Origin of the sequence: Microbacterium sp. Ag1, assembly GCF_001005635.1 — a bacterium.
Taxonomy (GTDB): domain Bacteria; phylum Actinomycetota; class Actinomycetes; order Actinomycetales; family Microbacteriaceae; genus Microbacterium; species Microbacterium oxydans.
Window position 1 is genome coordinate 25,673 of the sequence record NZ_LBCR01000033.1, and the last position, 25,490, is coordinate 51,162.

The following is a 25,490-nucleotide window of genomic DNA, read 5'->3' on the forward strand; positions in this document are numbered from 1 at the left end:
TTCCAGTCTACGTTCTCCTGGGCACACGACCGGCGGCTACTTCTCCGCGGACTCCGCGATGCGCAGGTCGAGGGGCACGTCGATGGGAAACGAGCCGAAGAGCCTCGTCGTGGCCGTGGCCGCGGCCTCGCGCACCGCCTCGGCAGCCTCCTCCGCGTGTTCCAGGGGAACGTGGAGGATCACCTCGTCGTGCAGGAAGAACGCCAGGTGCGCAGAGCGCGCGAACGGACCGGACGCCGCCGCCTCGGCGAACACCTCAGGGATCTGCTGCAGGCGATGCCGGATCTCCGCGAGCCAGATCAACGACCACTCGGCAGCAGTGCCCTGCACCACGAAGTTCCTGGTGAACCGGCCCCAATCGCGTCCACGCCGCCGTGCGAGCGCGACGACCGCGGGGTCGGCATCCGCACCGGTCGCGTCCGCCTGCAGCCGCATCCACTCCGTCGACGGACGAGGCGATGACCGCCCGAGCCAGGTCGAGACGATTCCCCCGTCCTCCCCCGTGCGCGCCGCGGCATCCACGAGCGCCATCGCCTTCGGGTACACCTTGCGCAGCCGCGGGACCAGCCGGCCGCTGTCTCCGGTCGTGGCGCCGTACATCGCTCCGAGAACCGCGTACTTCGCCTCCTCGCGGGTGGAGACGGCTCCGGACGCCACGACGCCTGCATAGAGGTCGCTCCCCCGCGCCGCGCGGGCCATCGCTTCGTCGGAGGCCATCGCGGCGAGCATCCGCGGCTCGAGCTGCGCGACGTCTGCCACGACCAGGGTCCACCCCGGGTCGGCGCGGACAGCGGGGCGCAGGCTCCGCGGAAGCTGAAGAGCCCCTCCACCGGCCGACGCCCAGCGACCGGTTACGACACCGCCCGGGATGTAGACCGGACGGAACCGACCCTCATGCACCCACTCCGCCAACCATGCCCATCCGTTGGCGCTGAGCAAGCGGGAGAGCTTCTTGTAGGCGAGGAGGGGCTCCACGACCGGATGCTCGTGCTGGGCGAGCTCCCATCGACTCGTCGACTCCACCTGGACCCCGACGCGATGCAGCGCCCTGAGCAGCTTCTGCTGGCTGTCGAGGTGGAGCGAGGGATCGCCGAGGAGCGCGCGCACCCGATCGCCCAGCTCGACCATGCGACTCGGTGCTCCCCCGGCGGCAGGACGGGTGCCGAGGGTGTCGGTCAGGATGGCATCGTGCACGCCTTCATCCCAGGGCAACCCCGCGACCCGCATCTCCTCTGCGATGAGTCCGCCTGCCGACTCCGCAGCGCACAGGAGGGTGAGGCGTCCGTCCTGTGCAGCGGCCATCACCCTCCGCTGTGCGCGGTACTGATCGAGTGCGGTCGTGATCGCATCGTCACCGCTCACGTCGTCGAACACGTCGAACAGCGAGGGCACCGCTGCCGTCGGCTCTCGCCGCTCCCACTCCGGCGAGGCCGGGAGCGGGCTCCGCACCGACGACGTGTCGCGCAGGATGGCGTGGCACAGCACCAGATCGTGACTGCGGGTGATCCGAACGCCGTGCTCGAGCAGGAACGCGTAGGTCTCGGCGGCGCTGCGCATGACCCACCGCGGGGCATCGGAGTCCTCGACGGAGCGCACCCATTCCGGGAGCTCAGCAACACGCAAGGACGTGCGATCCAGCTCCTCGTCGTTCCGATCGAGCTCGATCGCGACGTACTCCTGCGCTCCGACGGAGACGAGTGCGATGCGGCGTTCGACCCCCGCCGCCGGCGCCGTCATCGCCGACGCGCGCAGGCGCGACTCATGCGAGCCCGGACTCCTCGGTGCGCACCAGGATGCACCCACATTCGGGGCAGGACACCACGAGGTCATCCGCCGCTCGCCTGATGTCGTTCAGATCCGTGCTGGGGAGCAGGATGCGGCACCCCTCGCAGGTACCGCGGGTCAACAGGGCGGCACCTGCGCTGTTCTTCGCGCGGCGGTCGTACTCCGCCAGCAAGGCAGGCGACACGGTCTCCGCGACGGCCGCACGATCGCGGGCGAGCTGTGCGCCGAGGTCGGTGGCTGCTGCGACGTCCGCCTTCGCCTGCGCGGTGAGCGCCGACCCCTCGGCGGTCGTCGTGTCGAGGAGCGCCTGCTGCGCGGCGACGGCGGCCTCTGCCTCTTCGAGACGGCCCATCACGTCGAGCTCGGCATCTTCGAGGTCACTCTGTCGGCGGGCGAGGCTGCCGAGCTCGTGCTCGAGTGCCTGCGCGTCCTTCGGATTCGTCGATGCGGCCAGGCGTTCGGCGTCGCGGTTCCGGCGTGCCTCGACGACGGCGACATCCGACTCCAGCCGCTTCAGCTCGGTGCGCACGTCGTCTCTGGTACCCGCGAGTGCTGTCAGCTCGCGGAGCTGGTCCTGACGGATCGCCACGAGCTCGGTGATCCGCTCCGCCTGGCTCGGCTTGGTCTTGGCACGCTCGGCCTGCGCGATGCGCCGGTCGAGGTCGGCGATGTCGAGCAGGGTGCGCTGGTTCTCGGGGCTGGCGTTCACGCTCTCAAATCTAGCCGCTGTCGCGACATCCGCCCATCAGTGCACGTCGCCGTCGACGTAGTACCAGTGCCGGTCCTCGCGCACGAAGCGGCTGCGCTCATGGAGCGAGCCTCTCGTGGCGCGCTGCTGCCAGAACGCCTCGAACTCCACGATGCCCTCGCGGTCGAACGGGCCCCCGGCCTCGCGATCGATCACGAGCAGCCGCCGCCACCGCAGATCCGGTTCGAACTCGATCGTCCCCGGTCTCGTCGTCGGATGCCACGTGCGCAGGAGATGCGCCTCGTCTCGCAGAGAGAACGCGGTGTAGCGCGAACGCATCAGGCGTTCGGCCGTCGGCGCCGTGGCTCCGTCGAGGAGCGGACGGCAGCAACGGCCGTACACGTCGCCGGATGAGCAGGGGCACCGCTCGAGCTCGTCGATCATGACGTCATCCGACGCCATCTCCGCCTCCGATGTCATCCCCTCAGCGTACGCTCGGGGGAAAGGCCAGAAGGAGCACCGTGACCACTCAGCCCGTCGTCCCCTCGTTCACCGCTCACAACGGGTTCGCCCTCCCCGCGATCGGCTTGGGCACGTATGCCCTGAACGGCGATGCCGGGGCCGAATCGGTCAGCGCCGGCATCGGTGCCGGCTACCGGCTCGTCGACACCGCGTTCAACTACGAGAACGAGGGCTCGGTGGGCCGTGGGGTCGCAGCTTCCGGGGTGGCACGTTCGGACGTGATCGTCACCACGAAGCTCCCCGGACGGCACCACCCCTCGGCGAAGGCGCGCACCAGCATCGAGGAGAGCCGCTCCCGCCTCGGACTCGACGTGACCGACCTGCACCTCATCCACTGGCCCAACCCCGACCAGGACGAGTACGTCCAGGCGTGGGCCGCGCTCGTCGACGCGCAGGCCAGAGGCGTCGTCCGCCAGATCGGCGTCTCCAACTTCCTCCCGGAGCACCTGGAGCGCATCGAGCGGGAGACCGGGGTCAGGCCCGTGGTCAACCAGATCGAAGTGCATCCGTACTTCCCGCAGGACGAGCAGCTGGCCTACCACCGCGAACGCGGCATCCTCACCGAAGCGTGGAGCCCGTTGGGGCGTGCGAAGGAGCTCTTCGACGAACCCGTGGTCAACGAGATCGCATCGTCCCGGGGTATCACCACCGCGCAGACGGTGCTCGCATGGCACGTGGCCCGTGGCACGGTCTCCATCCCGAAGGCCTCGTCACTCGAGCACCAGGTGACGAACCTCGCCGCCGCGGAGATCGTGTTGGACGACGCGGAGGTGGCCGCGATCACCGCGCTCGGTCGCCCGGACGGGCGCCTGTTCGACGCCGATCCCCGGACCCACGAGGAGTCCTGACGACCGCTGGTCAGACGTTCTGCGTGCCGAGGACTCGCAGGAACTCGAGCTTGCTCGCGGATTCGCTCCCCGGCGCTGCCGTGAGCACGATGAGCGCCTGCGACTCGTCCTCGGTGAACAGCGCCTGACAGTCGACCTCGATCTCACCCAGCTCGGGATGCACCATCACCTTGTGCTGCTCGAATCGTCGACTCACCTCGTGCGCGTCCCACAACTCCACGAACTCCGAGCTGCGCACCGTCAGCTCCGCGACGATGTCACCCGCCCTCGATCGAGCACCCATCACCCCGTATGCGGCACGCAGCGAGCCCACGAGCGCACGGGCCTGTCGCGGATGGTCGGTTTCCCGGTAGCGCAGCCGTTCGGTATCGGGGTAGGCGAACCAGCGGTAGATGCCGCTCCGGTCGAGTCCGGTGAGAGTGGTCGCGTCGCCGATCAGCGGACGGGATGCGTCGTTCTGCACGAGCACTTCGTCGAGCACCGAGACGACGAACGCGGGGGTGTCGTGCAGCCGGTCGAGCACGCGGAGGATGCCCGGGCGCACGTACTCCGCGAGCCGGGCACGATCGGGGGCGCTGTGTCCGCAGAGCCGGAAGAGATAATCCCGCTCGTCTTCGGTCAGCCGCAGGGCCCGGGCCAGGGCGGTGAGGATCTGGACACTCGGCTGAGGCCCTCGTCGTTGTTCCAGTCGCGTGTAGTAGTCCGTCGACATCGTCGCCAGCTGCGCGACCTCTTCTCGGCGCAGACCCGCGGTGCGACGCCGCGGTCCTGCCGCGAGTCCGACGTCGGCCGGGCTCAGCGCCCCGCGTCGACGGAGGAGGAATTCGGCCAGTGCATCGCGGTCCACCCCAGAAGTATCCCCCGCTGCCGGCTCGCGTTCCAGGGATCGCCCGTCCCTGGATGACCGCTCTCTGGAGCGGCTGCCATAGGAGGACGACGGTGGGGATATGAACATCAGCGGAAACACCATCTTCATCCCCGGCGCCACGAGCGGCATCGGTCTCGCTCTCGCGTTGCGGCTGCGGGAACGGGGAAACACAGTGATCGTCGGAGGGCGCCGCGAGGACCGTCTCGCGACGATCGCCGGCGAGCACCCCGACATCCACACCGTGCGGGTCGACACGACGGATGCGAGCAGCATCGAAGCAGCGGCGGCCGAGGTGCTCGCCGCGCACCCCGGTCTCAATGTGCTCATCACGATGGCGGGCGTCATGCGGGCCGAGGACTGGAGCACGCCCTCGGGATTCCTCTCCGCCGCGGAGGAGACGGTCGTCACCAACATCCTCGGCCCCATCCGACTCATCGCCGCTTTCGTCGAGCACCTCCGCGCCCAGGCCGACGCGACGATCATGACCGTCTCGTCCGGACTCGCGTTCGCCCCGCTCCGGGTGACACCCACCTACAACGCCAGCAAGGCCGCGATCCATATGCTCAGCGAGTCCCTGCGCCTGCAGTTCGAGGGGAGCAGCGTGTCGGTGCTCGAGCTCGAGCCTCCCGCTGTGCGCACGGCGCTCATGCCGGGCCACGAGGACAACGCGTCGGCGATGCCGCTCGACGAGTTCATCGACGAGGTCATGGCCTTGATCGAGGCCCAGCCCGACGCCGCCGAGATCCAGGTCGAGCGGGTGAAGTTCCTCCGCTACGGCGAGGCCCGAGGTGATTACGATCAGGTCGTCGCCACGCTGAACCGCACGGACCCGCACGGCCGGTGATGCGCAGCGGGGTGTCGGCTTCGCACCGACCCCCCGTTCACGGACGCAGGGATGCCGCCGCAGCCGTGAGGGCGTCGGCGGACTGGCGCAACAGGGCCAGCTCCCCGTCGGAGAACGATGTGTTCCGGATCGGCACCGCCCCCGTCGCGCTCACGATCGACGGCACCGAGAGTGCGACACCGTCGATACCGTGGAAATCACGCAGCACGGTACTCACCGGCATCACGGCGTGCTCGTCACTCAGGATCGCCTCGACGATGCGCGCACTCGACAGGCCGATCGCGTAGTTGGTCGCGCCCTTGCCCAGGATCACCTTGTACGCGGCGTCACGCACGTCCACGGCGATCTCCTGCAGCTCATCGAGGGTGAATCGCGGGTGCCCCGGAGTCTCCCACTCCAGGATCGGCACCGTGCCGATCGTCGCACGGGACCAGAGCGGGAACTCGGTGTCGCCGTGCTCGCCGATGATGTGCGCATGGACGCTCGCCGTCGAGACACCGGCGCGCTGTCCGAGCTTCCAGCGCAGCCTCGAGGTGTCGAGCACGGTTCCCGAGGCGAAGATGCGCTCGGGCGGAAGCCCGGTCTCCTCCTGCGCGATGACCGTCAGCACGTCGCAGGGATTCGTGACGATCACGTAGATCGCGTTCGGGGCGACCTCCAGCAGATCCGGCATCATGCCGCGGATGATGCCTGCGTTGACCTCGGCGAGCTCGATGCGGGTCTGGCCTGGCTTCTGCTTCGCGCCGGCCGTGATCACGACGACGTGCGAACCTGCGGCGACGGAGATGTCGCTGCCGCCGATGATGTCGCTCGAGCCGGTGAACTGCGTGCCGTGAGCGAGGTCGAGCACCTCGGCCTCGACCTTCTCGGTCGCGATGTCGTAGAGCGCGACATGCCGCGCGGAACCCCTGATCAGTGCCGCATAGGCGACACTAGACCCCACACTTCCCGCGCCGACGACCGTGAGCTTCGAGTTCTCGATGATCTCCATGCGCTCAGTCTCGCAGTGGAACGTGTCGATGCGGGAGGGCTGTCGCCGGAAGAATGCCCCAGAACGGTCAGAGCGCGGCGGCCACAGCGTCGGCGGCGGTCGGATGTGTGAATCGGAAGCCGGACAGCTCCAGCACCTGCGGACGCACATCCGCATCCGGAAGCAGGAGAGAGTCGGCGGCATCGCCGAGTGCGATCCGGAGCGCCCAGGCGGGGGCGGGGAGCCAGAACGGCCGGTGCATCCGCTCGGCGAGAGCGCGCCCGATGTCGTTCGCAGACGCGGGAGTGGGCCCCGTGAGGTTGACCGGCCCCGAGATCTTCGCGTCGAGGATGTGACGGATCGCACGCACCTCGTCGTCGAGTGAGATCCAGGGCCAGATCTGCGTGCCCTGACCGAGCGGGCCCGAGACACCGAACCGGGTCAGCTGGATGAGCGGTTTGAGCACTCCTCGCCGATGGATGACGGGAGCGGTACGCAGTAGCGCGACCCTGGTGTGGTCCTCCGCGCGTCGGGCTTCGGCCTCCCACCGCACCGTCAGATCCGCCAGGAACGTCTGCCCTGCAGCGGAGTCCTCCGTGAGGATCTCGCCGGGGGCGGAACCGTAGTAGCCGACCGCGGACGCCGAGACGAGAACCGGAGCATCGGACCGCAGCGCACGGAGGGCGGTCGTCAGGGTGCGCGTGGCCTGCAGACGCGAGTCGACCAGCTGACGACGATAGCCGCGCGTCCACGGAAGTCGTCCGACGCTGGCACCCCCGAGCGCGACCACGGCGTCGGCGCCTGCCACGACATCAGGGTCGAGCGCGCTCTCGCCCGGCGCCCACTGCGCCTCATCCTCGGATCGCGGCGCACGACGCACCAGGGTGGTGACCTCGATACCGTCGGTGCGCAGCGAAGCGGCCAACGCGGAACCGATCAGGCCAGAGGCCCCGCTGATGACGATGCGTCCCGCCATGTGTGAAAGCTCCCCGCTGTCGATTCTGGAGTCCTGCCGTGCGGTACAGCGTACGCGCCGCGCTGCGCCCGCCCCTCGGGCCTTGCCTCGGCGACCGCGACGCGGTATGCACCGGGCCGGATCACTCGGCGCGCCTGTAGTGCGTCACGATCGCTCCGTTGCGCAGCGGCTCCGCCGAGACCAGTTCGAGCTTCCGCGTGTCGGACGATCGATCCCGGAACAGGGTCGGACCGTGCCCCGCGATCCGGGGGTGGATGAGGAACCGGTACTCGTCGATCAGATCGAGCCTGTCGAGTTCGGCGGCGAGGGCGCCGCTTCCGAGGAGAACACCCTCCGGCGTGTCGTCTTTGAGACGCTGCACGCCCTCTCGCAGGTCCCCGGCTATCCGATGGGTGTTCGTCCAGGGGAACTCATCCCGCGTGGAGGACACCACGTACTTGGGTTTGACCTCGAGAGCGAGCGCCCACTCGCGCAGCGCCGGCGGGGCCTCCACCTCGCCGCGAGCGACCGCGGGCCAGGCGTCCTCCATCATCTCGTAGGTCGTGCGACCCCAGAGCACGGCGCCGGAATCCTCCAGTAATCGCGTGAAGTAGGCGTGGGTCTCGTCATCGGCGATCCCCTCCTCATGGTCGACGCAGCCGTCCAGGGTGATGTTGAGGCTGAAGGTCAGAAGTCCCATGTCGGGAGCCTAGATCCGCAGCGAGGCGACCGCCAGGGAGTCGGCGGGAAGCCGAAGGGCAACGGACCCCGCATCCGCCCGATAAGGTCGCGATCATGGGTTTCTCGGTGCTCGGGCTCGCGTTGAGTCTCGCCGTGTTCGCCCCCAACCTGCTGCTGGTGTGGTTCCCTCCTCGACCGGCGATGGAGCGCGTCGCCGTGCCGAAGGTCGCCGAGGTCCTCGAACGTTCAGGGCAGGCACTCTGCGTGACGGTGCCGGTGATCACGGTGGGCCATCGCCCGCTCTGGTGGTGGGCGATCCCCGCGGCGATCCTCGTCGTGGCGTACTGGGCCCTCTGGGTGCGTTACCTCGTGTCGGGCAGACGGCTGTCGTCGCTGTTCGCCCCGGTCGTCGGAGTTCCCGTTCCGATGGCGCTGCTACCGGTCGGCGTGTTCCTCGCCGGTGCCGCGTGGCTCCAGAACCCTTGGATCGCGATTGCGGCGGCGGTGCTCGCCGCCGGGCACATCCCGAAATCGGTGATCGCTGCGAAGCCTCGTTAGTGCTCGCGGCGGGGTGAGCCGTCTCGGTGGAGGTGGGCCCTGCCGGGATCGAACCGACGACATCCACGGTGTAAACGTGGCGCTCTACCAGCTGAGCTAAAGGCCCTGGTGTGCCCAGTCTATCGGGCGGACGATGCGCACCCGTGTCGTGGAAGAGGGATAGGCTGAACCCGGCGCGCGTTGTGCACAGCTGACAAGGCTGCCCGTGTCGCTTCCCGTTTCCTTGGCATGACCTGCCAGCTTGACGAAAGGTTCCCCCGTGACCGTGCACGACCAGGATCCGTACTCCCAGGGTCCCCAGGACAGCGACCCGGAAGAGACGGGCGAATGGCAGCAGTCGCTCGATGAGCTGGTTGACGCCAAGGGCCACGGACGTGGCCGCGAGATCATGCTCAGCCTCCTCAAGCGCTCCAAGGAGCTGCACCTGGGCGTGCCGATGGTCCCGACCACCGACTACATCAACACCATCGCGCCGGAGAACGAGCCCGAGTTCCCTGGCGACGAGGAGGTCGAGCGCCGGTACCGCGCCTGGATCCGCTGGAACGCGGCCATCACGGTGCACCGCGCCCAGCGCCCCGGCATCGGGGTCGGTGGTCACATCTCGACGTACGCGTCCTCCGCGGCGCTGTATGAAGTGGGCTTCAACCACTTCTTCAAGGGCGCCGACCACCCCGGTGGCGCCGACCAGATCTTCATCCAGGGCCACGCCTCACCCGGCACCTACGCCCGATCCTTCCTCGAGGGGCGCCTCACCGAGGACCAGCTCGACGGCTTCCGCCAGGAGAAGTCGCACGCGCCGAACGGCATCCCGTCCTACCCGCACCCGCGCCTGATGCCGGAGTACTGGCAGTTCCCGACGGTGTCGATGGGCCTCGGTCCGATCAACGCCATCTACCAGGCGATGTCGAACAAGTACCTCGAGAACCGCGGCATCAAGGACACGTCCCAGTCGCACGTCTGGGCGTTCCTGGGCGACGGCGAGATGGACGAGGTCGAGAGCCGCGGACAGCTGCAGGTCGCAGCCAACGAGGGACTGGACAACCTCACCTTCATCGTCAACTGCAACCTGCAGCGCCTCGACGGCCCCGTGCGCGGCAACGGCAAGATCGTGCAGGAGCTCGAGTCGTTCTTCCGCGGCGCGGGCTGGAACGTCATCAAGGTGGTCTGGGGCCGCGAGTGGGACGACCTGCTCGCCCGCGACACCGAGGGTGCGCTGCTCAACCTCATGAACGTCACCCCCGACGGCGACTACCAGACGTACAAGGCCGAGTCCGGCGCATACATCCGTGAGCACTTCTTCGGCCGCGACGAGCGGGCCGCGGCCCTCGTCAAGGACTACTCCGACGACGACATCTGGAACCTCAAGCGCGGTGGCCACGACTACCGCAAGGTCTACGCCGCGTTCAAGGCCGCGACCGAGCACAAGGGCAAGCCCACCGTCATCCTCGCGAAGACCGTCAAGGGCTACGGCCTCGGACCGCACTTCGAGGGCCGCAACGCGACCCACCAGATGAAGAAGATGACGCTGGACAACCTCAAGACGTTCCGCGACGCCATGCACATCCCGATCACGGATGCGCAGCTGGAAGAGAACCCGTACCTGCCCCCGTACTACAACCCGGGGCCTCAGGACGAGACGATCCAGTACATGCTCGAGCGCCGCAACGCGCTCGGCGGGTTCCTCCCGGAGCGCCGCTCGACCCACGTCGGGCTCTCCCTCCCGGACGACTCGGCATATGCCTTGCCCAAGAAGGGCTCCGGCACGCAGGAGATCGCCACGACCATGGCGTTCGTCCGCCTGCTGAAGGACCTGCTGCGCTCCAAGGAGTTCGGTCACCGCATCGTGCCGATCATCCCCGACGAAGCGCGCACGTTCGGCATGGACGCCTACTTCCCGTCGGCGAAGATCTACAACCCGAACGGCCAGCACTACACCTCGGTCGACCGTGAGCTCCTCCTCGCCTACAAGGAGAGCCCGCAGGGCCAGATCGTGCACGTCGGCATCAACGAGGCCGGCGCCCTCGCCGCCTTCACCGCGGCGGGCACGTCCTATGCCACGCACGGCGAGCCGCTGATCCCGGTCTACATCTTCTACTCGATGTTCGGATTCCAGCGCACGGGCGACGCCCAGTGGGCAGCCGGCGACCAGATGGCCCGCGGGTTCATCATGGGCGCCACGGCCGGTCGCACCACCCTCACGGGTGAGGGACTCCAGCACGCCGACGGCCACTCGCACCTGCTCGCCGCCACCAACCCGGCGACGATCTCGTACGACCCGGCCTACGGCTACGAGATCGCGCACATCGTGCGCTCCGGTCTCGAGCGGATGTACGGCGGCCAGCACGAGGACCCGAACGTGATGTACTACATCACGCTCTACAACGAGCCTCTCGTGATGCCGGCCGAGCCGGAGGATGTCGACGTCGACGGCATCGTCCGCGGTATCCACCGCGTCTCCGTCGGCGAGGGCGAGGGACACCGCGCACAGCTGTTCGCATCCGGCGTCGGACTCCCCTGGGCCCTCGAAGCGCAGGAGCTGCTGAAGAAGGATTGGGGCGTGATCGCCGATGTCTGGTCGGTCACCTCGTGGACCGAGCTGCGCCGCGACGGCCTCGCCGCCGACGAGCACAACTTCCTGCACCCCGAGGCCGAGCCGCGCACCGCGTACCTCACTCAGAAGCTCCAGGGTGCCGAGGGACCGGTCGTCGCGGTCAGCGACTTCATGCACGCCGTGCAGGACCAGATCCGTCCGTGGGTCCCGAACCGCTTCGCCACTCTCGGTGCCGACGGCTTCGGCTTCTCCGACACCCGTGCCGCCGCACGGCGCTTCTTCAAGATCGACGGCCCGTCCATCGTGGTCCGCACGCTGCAGTCGCTCGCCGAGGACGGCAAGGTCGACCGTTCGCTCGCGGCCCAGGCGATCGAGAAGTACCGCCTGCACGATGTGAACGCCGGGACCAGCGGCAACGCGGGCGGCGAAAGCTGAGCCCTCGGTGACAGGTTCTTCTCCCTCCGGCATGGACAAGGCCGCGACACTCACCTGGCTGCGCCGGATCTCCGGTGACATCGCTTCGGTGACGATCAAACGCCTGGAGGACACCCTCCCGTGGTACGCCGACATGCCACCAGCCCGCCGCTCCGCGGTCGGGCTGGTGGCCCAGGCGGGCATCACCTCGTTCATCCAGTGGTATGAAGACCCCACCTCCACGCCGTGGATCGCCGCCGACATCTTCGCGGCAGCCCCGCGCGAGCTGTTGCGCAGCGTGAGCCTCCAGCAGACTCTGCAGCTCATCCGCGTGACGGTCGAGGTCACGGAGGAACGCGTCGCCGGACGAGGCGACGATCTGCGGGAGGCGATCCTCCTCTACTCCCGCGATGTGGCCTTCGCCGCCGCTGATGTGTATGCCAGAGCCGCCGAGGCCCGCGGACTCTGGGATGCCCGGCTGGAGGCCCTCGTCGTCGATTCGATCCTCACCGGCGAAGCCGACGAAGAGCTGCCGAGCCGGATCGCCGCACTCGGATGGCATGGTCATGGCGAGGTGGCCGTGCTCGTGGGCACCACGCCCGCGCAGTTCGACGTCGACCTGGTTCGTCGCACCGCACGCAAGCTCGCGGTCGACGTGCTCATCGGTGTGCAGGGTTCCCGGCTCGTGCTGGTCCTGGGGCGCGCCCGCGTCGAGGGGCAGGACGGCGAAGAGGAAGAGCTCGGGTTCCGGGAGATCGCCTCCCGCCTCGAGCCCTCGTTCGGTCCTGGCTATGTCGTGCTCGGACCGGAGGTCGCCGCACTCGTCGATGCGAGCCAGAGCGCCCGTGCCGCTCTCGCCGGTTTCGCGGTCGCCCGTGCATGGCGCGGTGCTCCCCGCCCGGTCGAAGCCGACGACCTGCTGCCCGAGCGCGCCCTCGCCGGCGACCCGCTCGCCAAGCAGACCCTCATCGAACGCATCTTCCGCCCGTTGCAGGCCCACTCGACCGACCTGGTCACCACGCTGTGGAGCTACCTCGACAACGGGCGCTCCCTCGAGGCCACGGCACGCGAGCTCTTCGTGCATCCCAACACCGTGCGATACCGCCTCAAGCGCGTCAGCGAGGTGATCGGCTGGGATGCCACCGGTCCCCGCGAGGCCCTCATCCTGCAGACCGCGCTGATCCTCGGCTCGATCGGCGCCGCAGACCAGGTCCGTCGACGCGCACCGCTTCGCCGCCCTCCGCGCTGAGTCGGCTTTCTGTACGCCACACACAAGGGTTTTTCGGAATCTTGTGATGGATCATCCACCGCTTCGCCCCGATCGTTGGCAGACTGGGTGGGTGATTGTCGTCGTATGCCCTGGACAGGGCTCGCAGACCCCCGGTTTCCTCGCCCCCTGGCTCGAGCTCGACGGAGTGGCAGACCGCCTCGCCGTGTACTCGGACGCCGCGGGGGTCGACCTGATCGAGCACGGGACGGTGTCGGACGCCGACACGATCCGGGACACGCGCGTCGCGCAGCCCCTGATCGTCGCCGCGTCGCTGATCGCCGGTGACGCACTGACGCAGCGAGCCGGACGCCGCGCCGACGGGATCGCCGGTCACTCGGTCGGTGAGATCGCCGCGCTCGTCGGCAGCAACGTGATCGATGCCGACACCGGTATGCGCCTCGTGGGCATCCGCGGGCGGGCGATGGCTGATGCCGCGGCGCAGGAGCAGACGGGTATGAGCGCCGTGCTCGGAGGCGACGAAGACGCTCTCCTCGCGCGCCTCACCGAACTCGACCTCTCGCCCGCCAACTACAACGGCGGCGGCCAGATCGTCGTCGCCGGCGCCCTTCCCGCACTCGCCGCACTCGCGGAGGAGCCGCTCAAGGGCACCCGCGTGGTCCCGCTGCAGGTCGCCGGAGCATTCCACACGCGGTACATGGCTTCCGCCGTCACAGCCCTCCGTGACGCCGTCGCCGACGTCACGCCGGCAGATCCCGACATCACCCTGTGGACCAACCGCGACGGCTCTGCCGTCACGGACGGCCCGCAGGCGCTGAGCTTCCTCGTCGACCAGGTGTCGTCGCCGGTGCGATGGGACCTCTGCATGCAGTCGTTCGCCGAAGCCGGCGTCACCGGTGTGATCGAACTGGCACCGGCCGGCGCTCTGGTGGGTCTCGCCAAGCGCGGCCTCCGTGGTGTCCCCACCGTCGCCGTGAAGACCCCTGAAGACCTCGATGCAGCAGTCGCGCTGCTGAACGGAGAAGCCGCATGAGCGTCACCCTCGCCCAGCTCACGGGTCCCGCGTACACGCGCATCTACTCGTACGGCGCCGCCCGCGGTGAGAACGCCGTGCCCAACGAGGACCTGATCGGCCCGATCGACTCCAGCGACGAGTGGATCCGTCAGCGCACCGGCATCGTGACGCGCGCTCGCGCCGACAAGGGCACGGACGCGATCGACCTGGCCACCGCCGCGGCTGCCGAGGCGATCGAGAGGTCGGGTGTTCCGGCAGATCAGGTCGACCTGGTGATCGTGGCGACGATCAGCAACCCGAAGCAGACCCCCTCGGTCTCGGCGATCGTCGCCGACCGCGTCGGAGCGAATCCCGCTGCCGCGTACGACATCAACGCCGCCTGCGCTGGATACGCCTACGCGATCGCCCAGGCCGATGCGCTGATCAAGGCCGGGGCCGCCCGCTACGCGCTGGTCATCGGTACAGAGAAGCTCTCCGACGTCGTCGACCCGACCGACCGCAGCATCTCGTTCCTCCTCGGCGACGGGGCGGGCGCCGCACTGATCGGTCCGAGCGACACGCCCGGCATCGCCCCCGCCGTCTGGGGATCCGACGGTTCCAAGGCCGACGCCGTGGGAATGAACGGCACCCTCACCGACTTCCGCGACGGCGTGGTTCCATGGCCGACCCTGCGCCAGGAAGGTCCCACCGTCTTCCGCTGGGCGGTCTGGGAGATGGCGAAGGTCGCGCGCGAGGCACTGGACAAGGCGGGTGTGGAGCCGGCCGACATCGCCGCCTTCATCCCCCACCAGGCCAACATGCGGATCATCGACGAGTTCGCCAAGCAGCTGAAGCTGCCGGAGACCACGGTCATCGCGCGCGACATCGAGACCACGGGCAACACCTCGGCTGCGTCCATCCCCCTGGCCAGCCACCGTCTGATGGCCGAGCACCCCGAGCTTTCCGGTGGACTCGCGCTGCAGATCGGATTCGGTGCGGGACTCGTGTTCGCCGCACAGGTCGTCGTCCTTCCCTGAGAATGCGCTGACTTTCCCTAGACTGTTCCACGGTTCCGAAAACAACCCGCAAGAAAGAGGAAGACCACATGGCTTTCACCAACGACGAGGTCCTCGCTGGCCTCGCAGAGCTCATCACCGACGAGACCGGCATCAACGCTTCCGAGGTCGCCCTCGAGAAGTCGTTCACGGACGACCTCGACATCGACTCCATCTCGATGATGACGATCGTCGTCAACGCCGAGGAGAAGTTCGGCGTCACCATCCCCGACGACGAGGTCAAGAACCTCAAGACCGTCGGCGACGCCGTCAACTTCATCGTCGCGGGCCAGGAGTAATCCCGGCAGGATGCCACCCCCGCACCTCGCGGGGAGTGGCATCCTCCGACCTGCCCTCTCACCCGTTCGACTTCGTTTCGACAAGGAACCACACCCCATGACCAAGCGCATCGTCGTCACCGGCATCGGCGCCACCTCCGCCATCGGCGGCACGGCCCCGGAGAACTGGACGAACCTGCTTGCCGGCATGTCCGGCACCCGCACGCTCGAACACGACTGGGTGCAGCAGTACGAGCTGCCCGTCACGTTCGCCGCCGAGGCGATCGTCCGCCCGGAAGAGGTCCTCCCCCGGCATGAGGCCAAGCGCCTCGACCCCTCGTCGCAGTTCGCGTTGATCGCGGCGCGCGAAGCCTGGGAGGACGCAGGTTCCCCCGAGGTGGCTCCCGAACGGCTCGGCGTCGACTTCGCCACCGGGATCGGCGGCCTCTGGACGCTTCTCGACGCATGGGACACCCTGCGCGAGAAGGGTCCCCGTCGGGTGATGCCGCTCACGGTCCCGATGCTCATGCCGAACGCCGCTGCGGGCAACCTGTCGCTGCAGTTCCATGCACGTGCCTACGCGCAGACCGTGGTCAGCGCCTGCGCCTCCAGCACCGAGTCGATCATCCACGCTCTCCACCACCTGCAGGATGGCCTCGCGGACGTCGTGATCGCCGGTGGCACCGAGTCGGCGATCCACCCCATCACGATGGCCTCCTTCGCCTCCGCGCAGGCGCTGTCCCGCCGGAACGACGATCCGGCCCATGCCTCCCGCCCCGGCGCGATCGACCGCGACGGGTTCGTCATGGGTGAGGGCGCCGCCGCACTCATCCTCGAGACCGAGGAACACGCGAAGGCACGCGGGGCCAAGATCTACGGGTATGTGCTCGGCGGCGGAGTCACAGCCGACGCCTACCACATCACCGGGAACGACCCCGAGGGGAACGGTGCGGCACGAGCCGTGACCCAGGCCCTCGACGAGGCCGGCGTCACCGCCGACCAGGTCACGCACATCAACGCGCACGCGACGTCGACGCCGGTGGGCGACCCGAACGAGTACGTCGCGCTCAAGAAGGTCTTCGGCGAGCGGATCGACGAGATCCCGGTCTCCGCGACGAAGGCTTCGACCGGACATCTGCTGGGCGGCACCGGCGCGCTCGAGGCGATCTTCTCGCTCCTCGCCCTGCGCGACCGCGTCGCACCTCCGACGATCAACATGACGGAGCCGGACCCCGCGGTCCCGTTCCGTCTCTCGGGCGAAGCCACGCCTCTCGGCGACGGCCCGCAGATCGCGATCAGCAACTCCTTCGGCTTCGGCGGACACAACGCGGTCCTCGTTCTCGCCAGCGCCGACTGATACGCCACGCACGCGAAGAGCGGCCCTCGGGATTCCGAGGGCCGCTCTTCGCGTATGCATGAGGATCACACGGATGCATGAGTATCCACCCGTACTCGGTCATGCCCGTGTGCACAGGTCATGCAGATGCGCACGGAGCCGTCAGGCGGAGCGGAGGCTCCCGAGCTTTCGCGAACGGGTCTCGCGCATCCGGGTGATGCGCGGGAGGAACCAACCGATCAACGGACCGACGCCGAAGGCGAAGAGGACGGTTCCTACTCCGACGGGGCCTCCGAGGAGGAAGCCGACGAGCAGCACGCTCCCCTCGATCAACGTGCGCACCAGCCATACCGCCCAGCCTGTTCGCCGAACGAGTCCCGTCATCAGGCCGTCACGAGGGCCCGGGCCGAAGTCGGCAGCGATGTAGAGGCCGGTCGCGAAGGCCAGCAGCAGCAGCCCGAAGACGAACATCGGAGCGCCGATCCATACCGAGGACGGCTGCGGGATCAGGGCGAGCGCGAGGTCCGCACTCGGACCGACGAGCAGGGCATTCAACACGGTGCCCAGCCCCACGCGTTGGCGCAACGGGATCCAGAGCAGGAGGACGACGATCGAGACCAGCACGGTCATGACGCCGTATCCGAGCCCGGTCTGCTCCGCGAGACCGAGTGCCAGCACGTCCCACGGTGCCACTCCGATGCCACCGCGCACCATGAACCCGAGCGCGACGCCGTAGAGGAACAGACCGACGAGCAGCTGCACGAACCGCTCGATGAGGTCACGCCGACTGGTGGCGGTCACGGGGAGGAGCACGGAACGGAGGATCATCCCTCCACTCTGGCCCCTGTCCCCCCATCCGAAGCGATACCACTCACCGCAAAGTGGCCTGCGTAGATCAGTCCACTTTGCGTCATGCTGGACATATGGGATCACGTCTCGTCGAACAGCTCGGGGTGCACAACGTCGCCGGCGCCACGGCATCGGCGCTCGCAGACCAGATCAGGGCGCTGATCCTCGACGGCCGCCTCACCGTCGGCGAGCGTCTCCCGAGTGAGCGCGCCCTTGCGCTCGAGCTGCGCCGTTCTCGCTCCACGATCACTCGCGCGTACGGCATCTTGGAATCGGACGGCTACGTCTCGCGCCTGCACGGGGGAAGCACGCGCGTCACCCTCCCGAATGGACATACTGCTCCTGGAGCCGAGGCCGACGACGAGTCGATCGACCTCTCCATCGCGTCGATGGACTCGACGCCGGGGTTGTACGACGCGACCGTGCGGTCGCTGCCGCGTCTCGCGGCGCTGCGCGGCACCAGCGGGTACTCGCTCCGCGGACTCCCCGAGCTGCGCGAGGCGGTCGCTCAGCGCTTCCGCGATCGGGGCGCGCCGACGTCGGCCGACGAGATCATCATCACCTCCGGAGCGCTCAATGCGATCAATCTGATCCTCGCGGCGATCGGGCGTCGCGGAGAGAAGGCGCTGGTGGAGCAGCCGACTTTCCCTCACGCACTGGAGGCCCTGCACCGCCACGGGTACCGGCTTGTTCCGACGCCCGTGGATGCCGACGGGTGGGATGCCAGGCACCTGAACGAGACGCTGCTCAGCGCCCGGCCGCATGTCGCATACCTCATCCCCGACTTCCACAACCCGACCGGAGCGACGCTTCCCGATGACGAGCGGTCGCGGATCACGACCACAGCCCGCAACGTGGGTACCCACCTCATCGTCGACGAGACGACCACCGAACTCGACATCGACCGGGGATGGTCACCGACTCCGATGGCCGCGGGCGGGCCCAATGTGATCACCGTCGGATCGATGTCGAAGATCGCCTGGGGCGGGATGCGCATCGGCTGGATCCGTGCGGAGTGCTCCGTCATCGCGCGGCTGCTCGCCGTGCGCCCCTCCTTCGAACTCGGCACGGCCCTGCTCGAACAGTGCATCGCCGTCGAACTCCTCGCCGACATGTCGGCGCTCACAGCGCATGTCCGTCGACGTCTGCACGCCGGACGCAGCGCCGTCGAGGAAGGGGTGGCCGCCATCCCCGGGTTCCGGATGCCACATACGCCCGGCGGACTCTCAGCCTGGGTCGACATCGGCGCACCGCTGTCGACCGCGCTCTCTCTCGCCGCCCGCGAAAGGCAGCTCGTCCTTCCTCCCGGCCCCCGCTTCACGACGGGCGGAGTGCTCGAACGCCGACTGCGCATCCCCATCACGCTGCCCCCCGAGCGCATGTCGGAGGCGATGCGGCGGTTGTCCCTGGCCTGGGACGACGTGCGCGGCGGGAGCCCGTCCGCGTCCGGTGCGTTGCAGCACGCGGCCGTCATCTGACACGGACGACGAGGACCCCGCCTCGTTTCCGGGGCGGGGTCCTCGTCGTGCGGAGCGGGGATACGTCTTCTCAGCGTCCGGGATCACTCACCGGCATCCGATACTCACGCCTCCCCCGTTCCGGTCTGTGGCGCCGGGCTAGCCGACCTTATGGAGCCAGACGACTCTGGCGTCGTCGCTGGCATGACGGAAGGGCTCCAGTTCCTCATCCCACGCCGACCCCAGGGCGATGTCGAGTTCGCGCTGCAACTCGACGGCACTCCCTGCCGCGATCTCCATCGCGTAGCGGATGCGGTCCTCGCCGACCACGATGTTGCCGGCTGCGTCGGTCTGGGCATAGTGGATACCGAGGTCGGGCGTATGCAGCCACCGGCCGCCGTCGCTGCGCGGCGTGGGGTCCTCGGTCACCTCGAAGCGAAGGTGCTCCCACCCACGGATGGAGGTCGCGAGAGCCGCGCCGGTACCGACGGGGCCGTCCCAGTAGAACTCCGCCCGTCGGGCACCCTCGAGCACGGGCTGCTCGGTCCAGTCGAAGTTCACCGCACGCCCGATAGCGCGACCCACCGCCCATTCGAGGTGCGGGCAGAGCGCGCGAGGCGCAGAGTGGATGAACACCACTCCGCGTGCGTAAGCCGTCGCCATGATCTCTCCGTTTCATCAGGTGCGTCTTCCCCAACGACCTGAACCACGAAGTGGCGAGAATATGCGGTTGTGCGCCCATTCTCGCCGAGATCCCCGCAAATCACAAGCATGTGGTTCCACGACGAGGGCCCCGGTCCGTAGACCGGGGCCCTCGGGCGCTTCGACGGGCTCAGCGACCCACCGTGGAGATGCTCACGCCTCGCTCATGGCCTGCTTGACCTGCTGGCCCTTCGCGGCGTAGTAGGCCGCGCGAGCAGCATCCTTGCGGGCCTGCTCGGCATACCCGAACTCGAGCGTCTCCTGGTCGACCTCGTAGTTGGGCACGTCGTCGGTGCCGTGGTACTTCTCGATGTAGGCGTCGAGCTCGGGGCCCGAGGTCCACGACGTGATGAGGCAGTAGCGGGGCTCGGTGCCGTTGTGGGTGGCCGCGTGCCACAGGCGCTGCGTGTCCACGATGAGCTGAGCGCCGGCCGGGAGGGCGATACGGTACTCGATGCTCGGGTCGGTGCGGTTCTCACGCAGGACGAAGTAGCTGTCCTTGTCGTCCGTGAGGTTGAAGAAGCCACGGACGACCCAGCCGGTGCCATCGGGGTTGAGGCGGTTGTTGTCGTCCTGGTGGAGGTTGTAGAGGCAGTCACCGTAGGGCGTCGGCTGCAGCTCGATGACGCGGCACCGACCAACGTTCGCACCCGGCTCCTGAGCGCGACGCGTCAGGTTCGGGGCCTTCTCGGTCTGGGAGTCGATCCAGACGCCGTCCTTGTCGGTGCGCGGCGGCTTGTGGTTCCAGAACCCGTTGCACTCGATGTCGCCGAAGGCGCTGGCGAGAGGTGCGAAGCGGGTGTCGCCCGACGACTTCCAGTCGTTGTACTTGATGTCGAGCCACTCCTTGGGGTCGAGCTCCTGGTTGTAGCTGTCGAGGACGACGAATCCCTTTTCCTCGAGCGCAGCGGACTTGATGTATCCCATGATCGAGTCATGTTCCTTTCATCGGGGGCCAGCACGTTTTAACAGGCCCTGATAAGGCAAGCCTAACAGCGTCCCCCGCGAGCCCCTCGGAGGTCGACCGTGCATAACCGAATAGACTGATCGGGGCGCCCGGCCAGGCCTCGGCACCCGTCGCAACGGGAGGACGAGACACCAGGATGAGCACCGCGACCAACGTCGAGGCGACAGCAGTCAACACGATCGAGTGGCTCGCGGCGGGCGGCACCACCATCGTGGTCCCCGTGTATCAGCGGCAGTACCGATGGGACATCGGCGGCTGCGAGCGGCTGCTCTCCGACATCCGCGCTGTGGCAGGCGAAGACGACGCCCACCGTCACTTCATCGGTTCGATCCTCTCCGCGCAGGACAACGTCTCCTCCGATGCCGACCTCATCCTCATCGACGGCCAGCAGCGCATCACCACGCTGATGCTGCTCGTCGCTGCGCTGCATCACTCCATCCGCGACACCGACCCCTCACTGGCGGCCGATCTCGAACGCGTGCTCGTCCGCTCCGACTCCCCCGGTCGCACGAAGCTGCGCCCGCACGACGCCTGGGCTGACCTGTACGAATCGGTCGTGTTGGATCGACGCGGCGATGCCGATCGCGAGTCCCGCTTCGACGACAACTACGCCTTCTTCCGCAGTCAGATCCATGTCGACGAGGTACCCACCATCTGGCGAGGGCTGCAGAAGCTCGAGCATGTGTCGATCACCCTCGGCGCTCGCGCCAACGCCCAGCAGATCTTCGAGAGCCTGAACTCGACAGGCGAACCGCTGCGTGACCACGAGCTCATCCACAACTACATCCTCATGGGACTCAGTCACGCCGAGCAGATCGACGTCGAGACACGTTTCTGGCTGCCGATCGAACGGCACACCGGTGAGGCGATCGGCGCCTTCTGGCGGCACTACCTCGTGTTCATCACCGGCCGCGAGGTCGCCGCGAACGGGGAGCACGGGGTCTACAGCGCCTTCCGGCACTCGTTCCCCCGCGTCGACGTCGCCCACCTGCAGGCCCACGCGGCGCAGTGGCGACACTACGCGGAGATCTACGGCATCCTGCTCGACCCGTCGCAGGAGCAGGACCCCGAGATCGCGCAGCAGCTGCGTCACGTCAACACCTTCGGTCGTTCCTCGTACCCTCTCGTGATGAGCGCGTACAGCGACCACGTCCGCGGGGTCATCGACCGCGACGAGTTCATCGAGACCCTGGAGTGGCTGCAAGCCCTGTACCTGCGCCGTGCGCTGGTGAACCTGCCGGCCGAACGACTCGTCGCGAGACTGTGCCGGGCCCGCCGTGACGGTAGGGATGCGCTCGCGCGGGCGTTCGCTCGCATCACCCCGTCGGACGAGCGGGTGAGCGCGGTGCTGAAGTACAGCGAACTCCCCCACCCTGCCTACGTGCTCGGACGGTTGGAAGGCGTGGAAGACCTCGACGCCTACGACATCGAGCACATCGTCCCGACCGTGCCGGGCGACGCGTGGTCCGGCGACGGTACGCGCCAGTGGAGCGAGTACTCCGAGGACGAGCAGAACAGCCATCGCGCGCTCGCCCCGACCCTCGGCAACCTCACCCTGCTCGAGGAGCACCTCGCTGAGCGCGTGTTCGGCGCCTCGTTCCCTGTCAAGCGCTCGGACGCGTACGCACGCAGCGCGGTGCCGGCGACGCGAGAGCTGGCCGACGTCGACTCGTGGAACACCGCAGCGATCACACGCCGCACCGTCGCGCTCACCTCCGACCTGATCCGCATCTGGGCGCGACCCGCCCTCCCCGAGATCGACGACGACGGACTGACCCCGATCCTGGATGCCGTGCGCCGCCGCGGGTGGCCGACCGGATGGGAGCGGGAATTCGACTACGTCGAGTATCGAGGCGAGCGCTGGGAGGTGCCGGACGTGAAGTACCTCTTCAACCGGGTCTTCCGCCGCGCCTGGACCGACACGAGAGACGCAGCCCTCGCCTACTGTGCCGCACACGGAGGGCCCATCTATCAGGACATGGCCTGGAAGGGTCAGTGGGATGAGCTCGGCGAGGGGCACTTCCTCTACATGGGCTGGGATTCCAACTACATGATGACCGCTGTGCAGGGTGTGCTCGAGGAGTCGGGCATCGCCTCGGAGGTCTTCGTCAAGTACTCCTACATCGGGAATGTGATGTGAACATGAGCACCATCGTGCGCAAGCTGCAGGACCTCACCGTCGAAGAGCACACTCTCACGGTCCCGCTGGTGTGGGGCGACCCCACGGACCATCGAACCATCGACGTCTTTGCGCGCGTGGTCGCTCGCGAGGGCGGTGAGGCCCTTCCCTACCTGGTGTTCCTGCAGGGCGGACCCGGCCACGAAGCGCCGCGCCCCTTCCACTCCTCGACGTCGCCTGCCTGGCTCGACGAAGCGCTCGCCCACTACCGTCTGGTGCTTCTCGACCAGAGAGGCACCGGACGTTCGACCCCGGTCGGCGATCTCGACCTCGAACGCGGTTCGGCAGCGGTCGCCGAGCATCTGACCCATCTGCGAGCCGACGCGATCGTGCGCGACTGCGAGGCTCTGCGCGAGCACCTGGGAGCCACCACCTGGAGCGTGCTCGGACAGTCCTTCGGTGGCTTCACGACCCTCGCGTATCTCTCCACCGATGCCGGATCCCTCGACGACGTCTTCATCACCGGCGGGCTCAGCGCGGTGGGGCGTCACCCCGACGATGTCTACGCTCTCTGCTACGACAAGATGCGGGATGCCTCCGAACGCTACTACCGCCGTTTCCCCGAGCACCGCGACGCGATGCGAAGGCTCGTCGATCTCGCGGACGCGGGCGACATCGTCCTCCCCGACGGAGAGGTCGTCTCACGCTCGCGCCTGCGGTCGATGGGATCCGCACTCGGCACCGACGACGGATGGCAGACCGTCTGGTCGCTCCTGGAGCGCGATCCCGCCTCCAACGCCTTCCGATACGACCTGATGCACGCGATGCCCTATGACGGCCGCAACCCGCTGTACTTCACCTTCCACGAGTCGAGCTACGCCGACGGTCACGCCACTCGGTGGTCGGCCGAGCGCACCGAGCCTACGGACTTCCGCGACGACCCGACGCTGTTCACCGGCGAGCACATCCGCCGCGAGTGGACCGAGTCGGTGCCGGCCTTCCAGCCGTGGCGTGATGTCGCCCTCGAGCTCGCAGAATTCGAGTGGCCGCAGATCTACGACGCCTCAGCGATCGTCGCGTCGGGCGCCACCGGCGCGGCCGCGGTCTACGTCAACGATGTCTACGTGCCGTACGAGTTCTCCATCGAGACGGCGAAGCTCCTGCCCGGGGTACAGCTCTGGCAGACGAGCGAGCATGAGCACAACGGCCTGCGTTCCGGGCCCGTGCTCTCCCGCCTGATCGACCTCGCCCACGGCCGACGCATCCGCTGACGGCATCCGCCGAGAGGAGGATGTCCTTTCTCGCCGACCTGCCTATCCTGTCCTCGTGAAGGATGCGATGGCGTGGACGACGGTGGTCTTCATCCTCGCCGTGGGTCCTGCCCTGCTGATCTTCGGAATGATGCACACGTTCTCGCGCAAGCCGGTGGAGAAGAAGTACGAGCGTGTCGCGAACGGCGGCCTCGTCGGCGTGTTCGACAGCGTTTGGTCTCCCACCGCGCACGAGGCGGCACAGGAGCGCGATCGCCAGACACAGCGCACAGCCCCCGCGCCCTCTCCGGGCGAACCTCCGAGCTCTATCGACGACGGCCTTATCGTCATCGACTTCTGAGCACGAGCATCTGAGTACGAAGAAGGCCCCACGCTCCGAGGAGCATGGGGCCTTCCGTGCGGCAGTCGTTACTTGGACGAGCCGCCGAAGCCCTTGAAGCGCTGGTTGAACTTCTCGACGCGGCCGGCCGAGTCCATGATGCGCTGCTTTCCCGTGTAGAACGGGTGCGAAGCCGAGGAGATCTCGACGTCGATGACGGGGTACTCCACGCCGTCGAGCTCGATGGTCTTGTCGCTCGAGACGGTCGAACGGGTGAGGAACGTCTCGCCCGAACCCAGGTCGCGGAACACGACAGCCTTGTACTCGGGGTGAATGTCAGTCTTCATGGGATTCCTTAGTTGCTGCCCTGGATTGTGCCAGGGACGAGGGAAGTCTGCGGTGCAGAGAGCACCAAGGATCGATTCTATCAGACCCTGATCAGGACGCCGCGCGCGCGGCGTAGCGTCCGTCGTCGCTGCTGAGCACGATCGGCATCCCGAACGTGTCGGTGAGCGTCTCCGCTGTGAGCGTGTCGGCGATCGGGCCCGCCGCGACGACGGAGCCGTCACGGATCAGCATCACGTGGGTGAACCCTACCGGGATCTCCTCGACGTGGTGCGTCACCATAAGCATGGCTGGCGTGGTCGGAGACGACGCGTATCCGCTGAGGAGCGCGAGGAGCTCCTCACGGGAGCCGAGGTCGAGGGAAGCCGTCGGCTCGTCGAGCAGCAGGAGCTCGGGGTCGGTCATCACGGCACGCGCGATCTGGACCCGCTTCTGCTCGCCGTCGCTGAGCGTACCGAACGTCCGGTCGGCGAGGTGGTCGAGACGCCAGTCACCGAGGACGCGGAGCGCGCGACGCTCGTCGATGTCCTCGTAGTTCTCGTTCCAGCGACCGAGCACGGAGTATGCGGCGGTGAGCACGGTGTTGAGCACGGTCTCGTCTCGCGGCACGCGCTTGGCCATCGCCGACGACGCGAAGCCGATGCGCGGTCGCACCTCGAACACGTCGGTCCTGCCGAGGGTCTCCCCCAGCACGGTCACCGTTCCGGCCGTCGGATGCATGAGCGTGTCGGCCAGCTGGAGCAGGGTCGTCTTGCCCGCACCGTTCGGGCCCAGGATCACCCATCGCTGGTCGTCGTCGACCCGCCAGTCCACGTGATCGATGATGTTGCGCCCCTCACGGCGCACGACGACGTCGGTGAATTCCAGAGCGCTCGGCATGCCCCCC

25 protein-coding genes and 1 tRNA gene are annotated in these 25,490 nt (G+C 68.1%); 13 read left to right on the forward strand and 13 right to left on the reverse strand.

The genetic code is table 11. The features are described from left to right. Positions 1–36: 36 nt before the first annotated feature. Genes AAY78_RS14965 through AAY78_RS14975 form a run of 3 tightly spaced genes read right to left on the reverse strand, consistent with a single transcriptional unit; the run spans position 37 to position 2,953 of the window. Positions 37–1,737: a bifunctional 3'-5' exonuclease/DNA polymerase gene (locus tag AAY78_RS14965; RefSeq protein ID WP_046749112.1), complete on the reverse strand. Its 1,701-nt coding sequence runs from the start codon at positions 1,735–1,737 to the stop codon at positions 37–39. Positions 1,738–1,759: 22 nt separating this feature from the next. Beyond that, positions 1,760–2,494 (reverse strand): zinc ribbon domain-containing protein, encoded by a 735-nt coding sequence (locus AAY78_RS14970; protein ID WP_046749113.1) that lies wholly within the window; start codon positions 2,492–2,494, stop codon positions 1,760–1,762. Between the two features lie 36 nt (positions 2,495–2,530). Next, positions 2,531–2,953 carry a YchJ family protein gene (locus AAY78_RS14975; RefSeq protein ID WP_082108714.1) on the reverse strand — a complete coding sequence of 141 codons (423 nt, stop codon included), beginning with the start codon at positions 2,951–2,953 and terminating at the stop codon, positions 2,531–2,533. A gap of 41 nt (positions 2,954–2,994) precedes the next feature. On the opposite strand from AAY78_RS14975, the gene AAY78_RS14980 reads away from it, so the two are divergent. Further along, positions 2,995–3,843, forward strand: coding sequence for an aldo/keto reductase (locus tag AAY78_RS14980; RefSeq protein WP_046749114.1), 849 nt, complete (start codon positions 2,995–2,997; stop codon positions 3,841–3,843). Between the two features lie 10 nt (positions 3,844–3,853). Here the strand turns inward: AAY78_RS14980 and AAY78_RS14985 are convergent, their stop codons facing one another. Beyond that, positions 3,854–4,690, reverse strand: a complete 837-nt coding sequence (locus AAY78_RS14985; RefSeq protein ID WP_046749115.1) for a helix-turn-helix transcriptional regulator — start codon at positions 4,688–4,690, stop codon at positions 3,854–3,856. Positions 4,691–4,790: 100 nt separating this feature from the next. Between AAY78_RS14985 and AAY78_RS14990 the strand changes: the two genes are divergently transcribed. Continuing rightward, on the forward strand, positions 4,791–5,555 hold the full coding sequence (locus AAY78_RS14990) for an SDR family oxidoreductase (RefSeq protein WP_046749116.1): 765 nt from the start codon (positions 4,791–4,793) through the stop codon (positions 5,553–5,555). 37 nt (positions 5,556–5,592) lie between these two features. Here the strand turns inward: AAY78_RS14990 and AAY78_RS14995 are convergent, their stop codons facing one another. The 3 genes from AAY78_RS14995 to AAY78_RS15005 form a co-directional block, all read right to left on the reverse strand. Beyond that, positions 5,593–6,546: an L-lactate dehydrogenase gene (locus AAY78_RS14995; protein ID WP_046749117.1), complete on the reverse strand. Its 954-nt coding sequence runs from the start codon at positions 6,544–6,546 to the stop codon at positions 5,593–5,595. Positions 6,547–6,613: 67 nt separating this feature from the next. Continuing rightward, positions 6,614–7,501, reverse strand: a complete 888-nt coding sequence (locus AAY78_RS15000) for a TIGR01777 family oxidoreductase (RefSeq protein WP_046749118.1) — start codon at positions 7,499–7,501, stop codon at positions 6,614–6,616. Between the two features lie 121 nt (positions 7,502–7,622). After that, entirely contained in the window at positions 7,623–8,180 is a 558-nt protein-coding gene (locus AAY78_RS15005; protein WP_046749119.1) for a dihydrofolate reductase family protein, read from the reverse strand. A 95-nt stretch (positions 8,181–8,275) separates the two neighbouring features. On the opposite strand from AAY78_RS15005, the gene AAY78_RS15010 reads away from it, so the two are divergent. Continuing rightward, entirely contained in the window at positions 8,276–8,719 is a 444-nt protein-coding gene (locus tag AAY78_RS15010; RefSeq protein ID WP_046749120.1) for a hypothetical protein, read from the forward strand. Between the two features lie 33 nt (positions 8,720–8,752). On the opposite strand, the gene AAY78_RS15015 is transcribed toward AAY78_RS15010, so the two are convergent. Continuing rightward, positions 8,753–8,825 (reverse strand) — tRNA-Val (locus AAY78_RS15015). A 153-nt stretch (positions 8,826–8,978) separates the two neighbouring features. Here AAY78_RS15015 and aceE point away from each other — a divergent pair. The 6 genes from aceE to AAY78_RS15045 all read left to right on the forward strand — a co-directional run bounded on the left by aceE (position 8,979) and on the right by AAY78_RS15045 (position 16,596). Continuing rightward, on the forward strand, positions 8,979–11,705 hold the full coding sequence (gene aceE, locus AAY78_RS15020; protein ID WP_046749121.1) for a pyruvate dehydrogenase (acetyl-transferring), homodimeric type: 2,727 nt from the start codon (positions 8,979–8,981) through the stop codon (positions 11,703–11,705). A gap of 31 nt (positions 11,706–11,736) precedes the next feature. Continuing rightward, positions 11,737–12,933 (forward strand): PucR family transcriptional regulator, encoded by a 1,197-nt coding sequence (locus tag AAY78_RS15025; RefSeq protein WP_045264837.1) that lies wholly within the window; start codon positions 11,737–11,739, stop codon positions 12,931–12,933. 91 nt (positions 12,934–13,024) lie between these two features. Then, the gene (locus tag AAY78_RS15030) at positions 13,025–13,945 is read left to right on the forward strand and encodes an ACP S-malonyltransferase (RefSeq protein WP_046749397.1); all 921 of its coding nucleotides are present in this window, start codon (positions 13,025–13,027) and stop codon (positions 13,943–13,945) included. Continuing rightward, complete coding sequence (locus AAY78_RS15035; RefSeq protein WP_046749122.1) at positions 13,942–14,943, forward strand: beta-ketoacyl-ACP synthase III; 1,002 nt, start codon at positions 13,942–13,944, stop codon at positions 14,941–14,943. The genes AAY78_RS15030 and AAY78_RS15035 overlap by 4 nt, the downstream gene beginning before the upstream one ends. Positions 14,944–15,011: 68 nt before the next feature. After that, positions 15,012–15,260: an acyl carrier protein gene (locus AAY78_RS15040; protein WP_017202249.1), complete on the forward strand. Its 249-nt coding sequence runs from the start codon at positions 15,012–15,014 to the stop codon at positions 15,258–15,260. A 97-nt stretch (positions 15,261–15,357) separates the two neighbouring features. Next, positions 15,358–16,596, forward strand: coding sequence for a beta-ketoacyl-[acyl-carrier-protein] synthase family protein (locus AAY78_RS15045; RefSeq protein ID WP_046749123.1), 1,239 nt, complete (start codon positions 15,358–15,360; stop codon positions 16,594–16,596). 141 nt (positions 16,597–16,737) lie between these two features. Here the strand turns inward: AAY78_RS15045 and yczE are convergent, their stop codons facing one another. Continuing rightward, a complete protein-coding gene (gene yczE, locus AAY78_RS15050) occupies positions 16,738–17,403 on the reverse strand; it encodes a membrane protein YczE (protein ID WP_046749124.1) in 666 nt (221 codons plus the stop codon). 95 nt (positions 17,404–17,498) lie between these two features. Between yczE and yczR the strand changes: the two genes are divergently transcribed. Then, positions 17,499–18,902 carry a MocR-like transcription factor YczR gene (gene yczR / locus AAY78_RS15055; protein ID WP_046749125.1) on the forward strand — a complete coding sequence of 468 codons (1,404 nt, stop codon included), beginning with the start codon at positions 17,499–17,501 and terminating at the stop codon, positions 18,900–18,902. Positions 18,903–19,040: 138 nt separating this feature from the next. Here the strand turns inward: yczR and AAY78_RS15060 are convergent, their stop codons facing one another. Continuing rightward, complete coding sequence (locus AAY78_RS15060; RefSeq protein WP_046749126.1) at positions 19,041–19,544, reverse strand: DUF3145 domain-containing protein; 504 nt, start codon at positions 19,542–19,544, stop codon at positions 19,041–19,043. A 192-nt stretch (positions 19,545–19,736) separates the two neighbouring features. Continuing rightward, entirely contained in the window at positions 19,737–20,510 is a 774-nt protein-coding gene (locus AAY78_RS15065) for a hypothetical protein (protein ID WP_046749127.1), read from the reverse strand. Positions 20,511–20,686: 176 nt separating this feature from the next. On the opposite strand from AAY78_RS15065, the gene AAY78_RS15070 reads away from it, so the two are divergent. The 3 genes from AAY78_RS15070 to AAY78_RS15080 are packed head-to-tail and all read left to right on the forward strand — an operon-like array spanning position 20,687 to position 24,280. Beyond that, positions 20,687–22,690, forward strand: coding sequence for a DUF262 domain-containing protein (locus AAY78_RS15070; RefSeq protein WP_046749128.1), 2,004 nt, complete (start codon positions 20,687–20,689; stop codon positions 22,688–22,690). Between the two features lie 2 nt (positions 22,691–22,692). Beyond that, positions 22,693–23,940, forward strand: a complete 1,248-nt coding sequence (locus AAY78_RS15075) for an alpha/beta fold hydrolase (RefSeq protein ID WP_046749129.1) — start codon at positions 22,693–22,695, stop codon at positions 23,938–23,940. A gap of 55 nt (positions 23,941–23,995) precedes the next feature. Beyond that, entirely contained in the window at positions 23,996–24,280 is a 285-nt protein-coding gene (locus AAY78_RS15080; RefSeq protein ID WP_231589728.1) for a hypothetical protein, read from the forward strand. A gap of 68 nt (positions 24,281–24,348) precedes the next feature. On the opposite strand, the gene AAY78_RS15085 is transcribed toward AAY78_RS15080, so the two are convergent. Together AAY78_RS15085 and AAY78_RS15090 are read right to left on the reverse strand one after the other, a co-directional pair. Beyond that, a complete protein-coding gene (locus AAY78_RS15085) occupies positions 24,349–24,606 on the reverse strand; it encodes a type B 50S ribosomal protein L31 (protein ID WP_021200734.1) in 258 nt (85 codons plus the stop codon). 91 nt (positions 24,607–24,697) lie between these two features. Beyond that, the gene (locus AAY78_RS15090) at positions 24,698–25,483 is read right to left on the reverse strand and encodes an ABC transporter ATP-binding protein (RefSeq protein ID WP_046749130.1); all 786 of its coding nucleotides are present in this window, start codon (positions 25,481–25,483) and stop codon (positions 24,698–24,700) included. Positions 25,484–25,490: the final 7 nt, after the last annotated feature.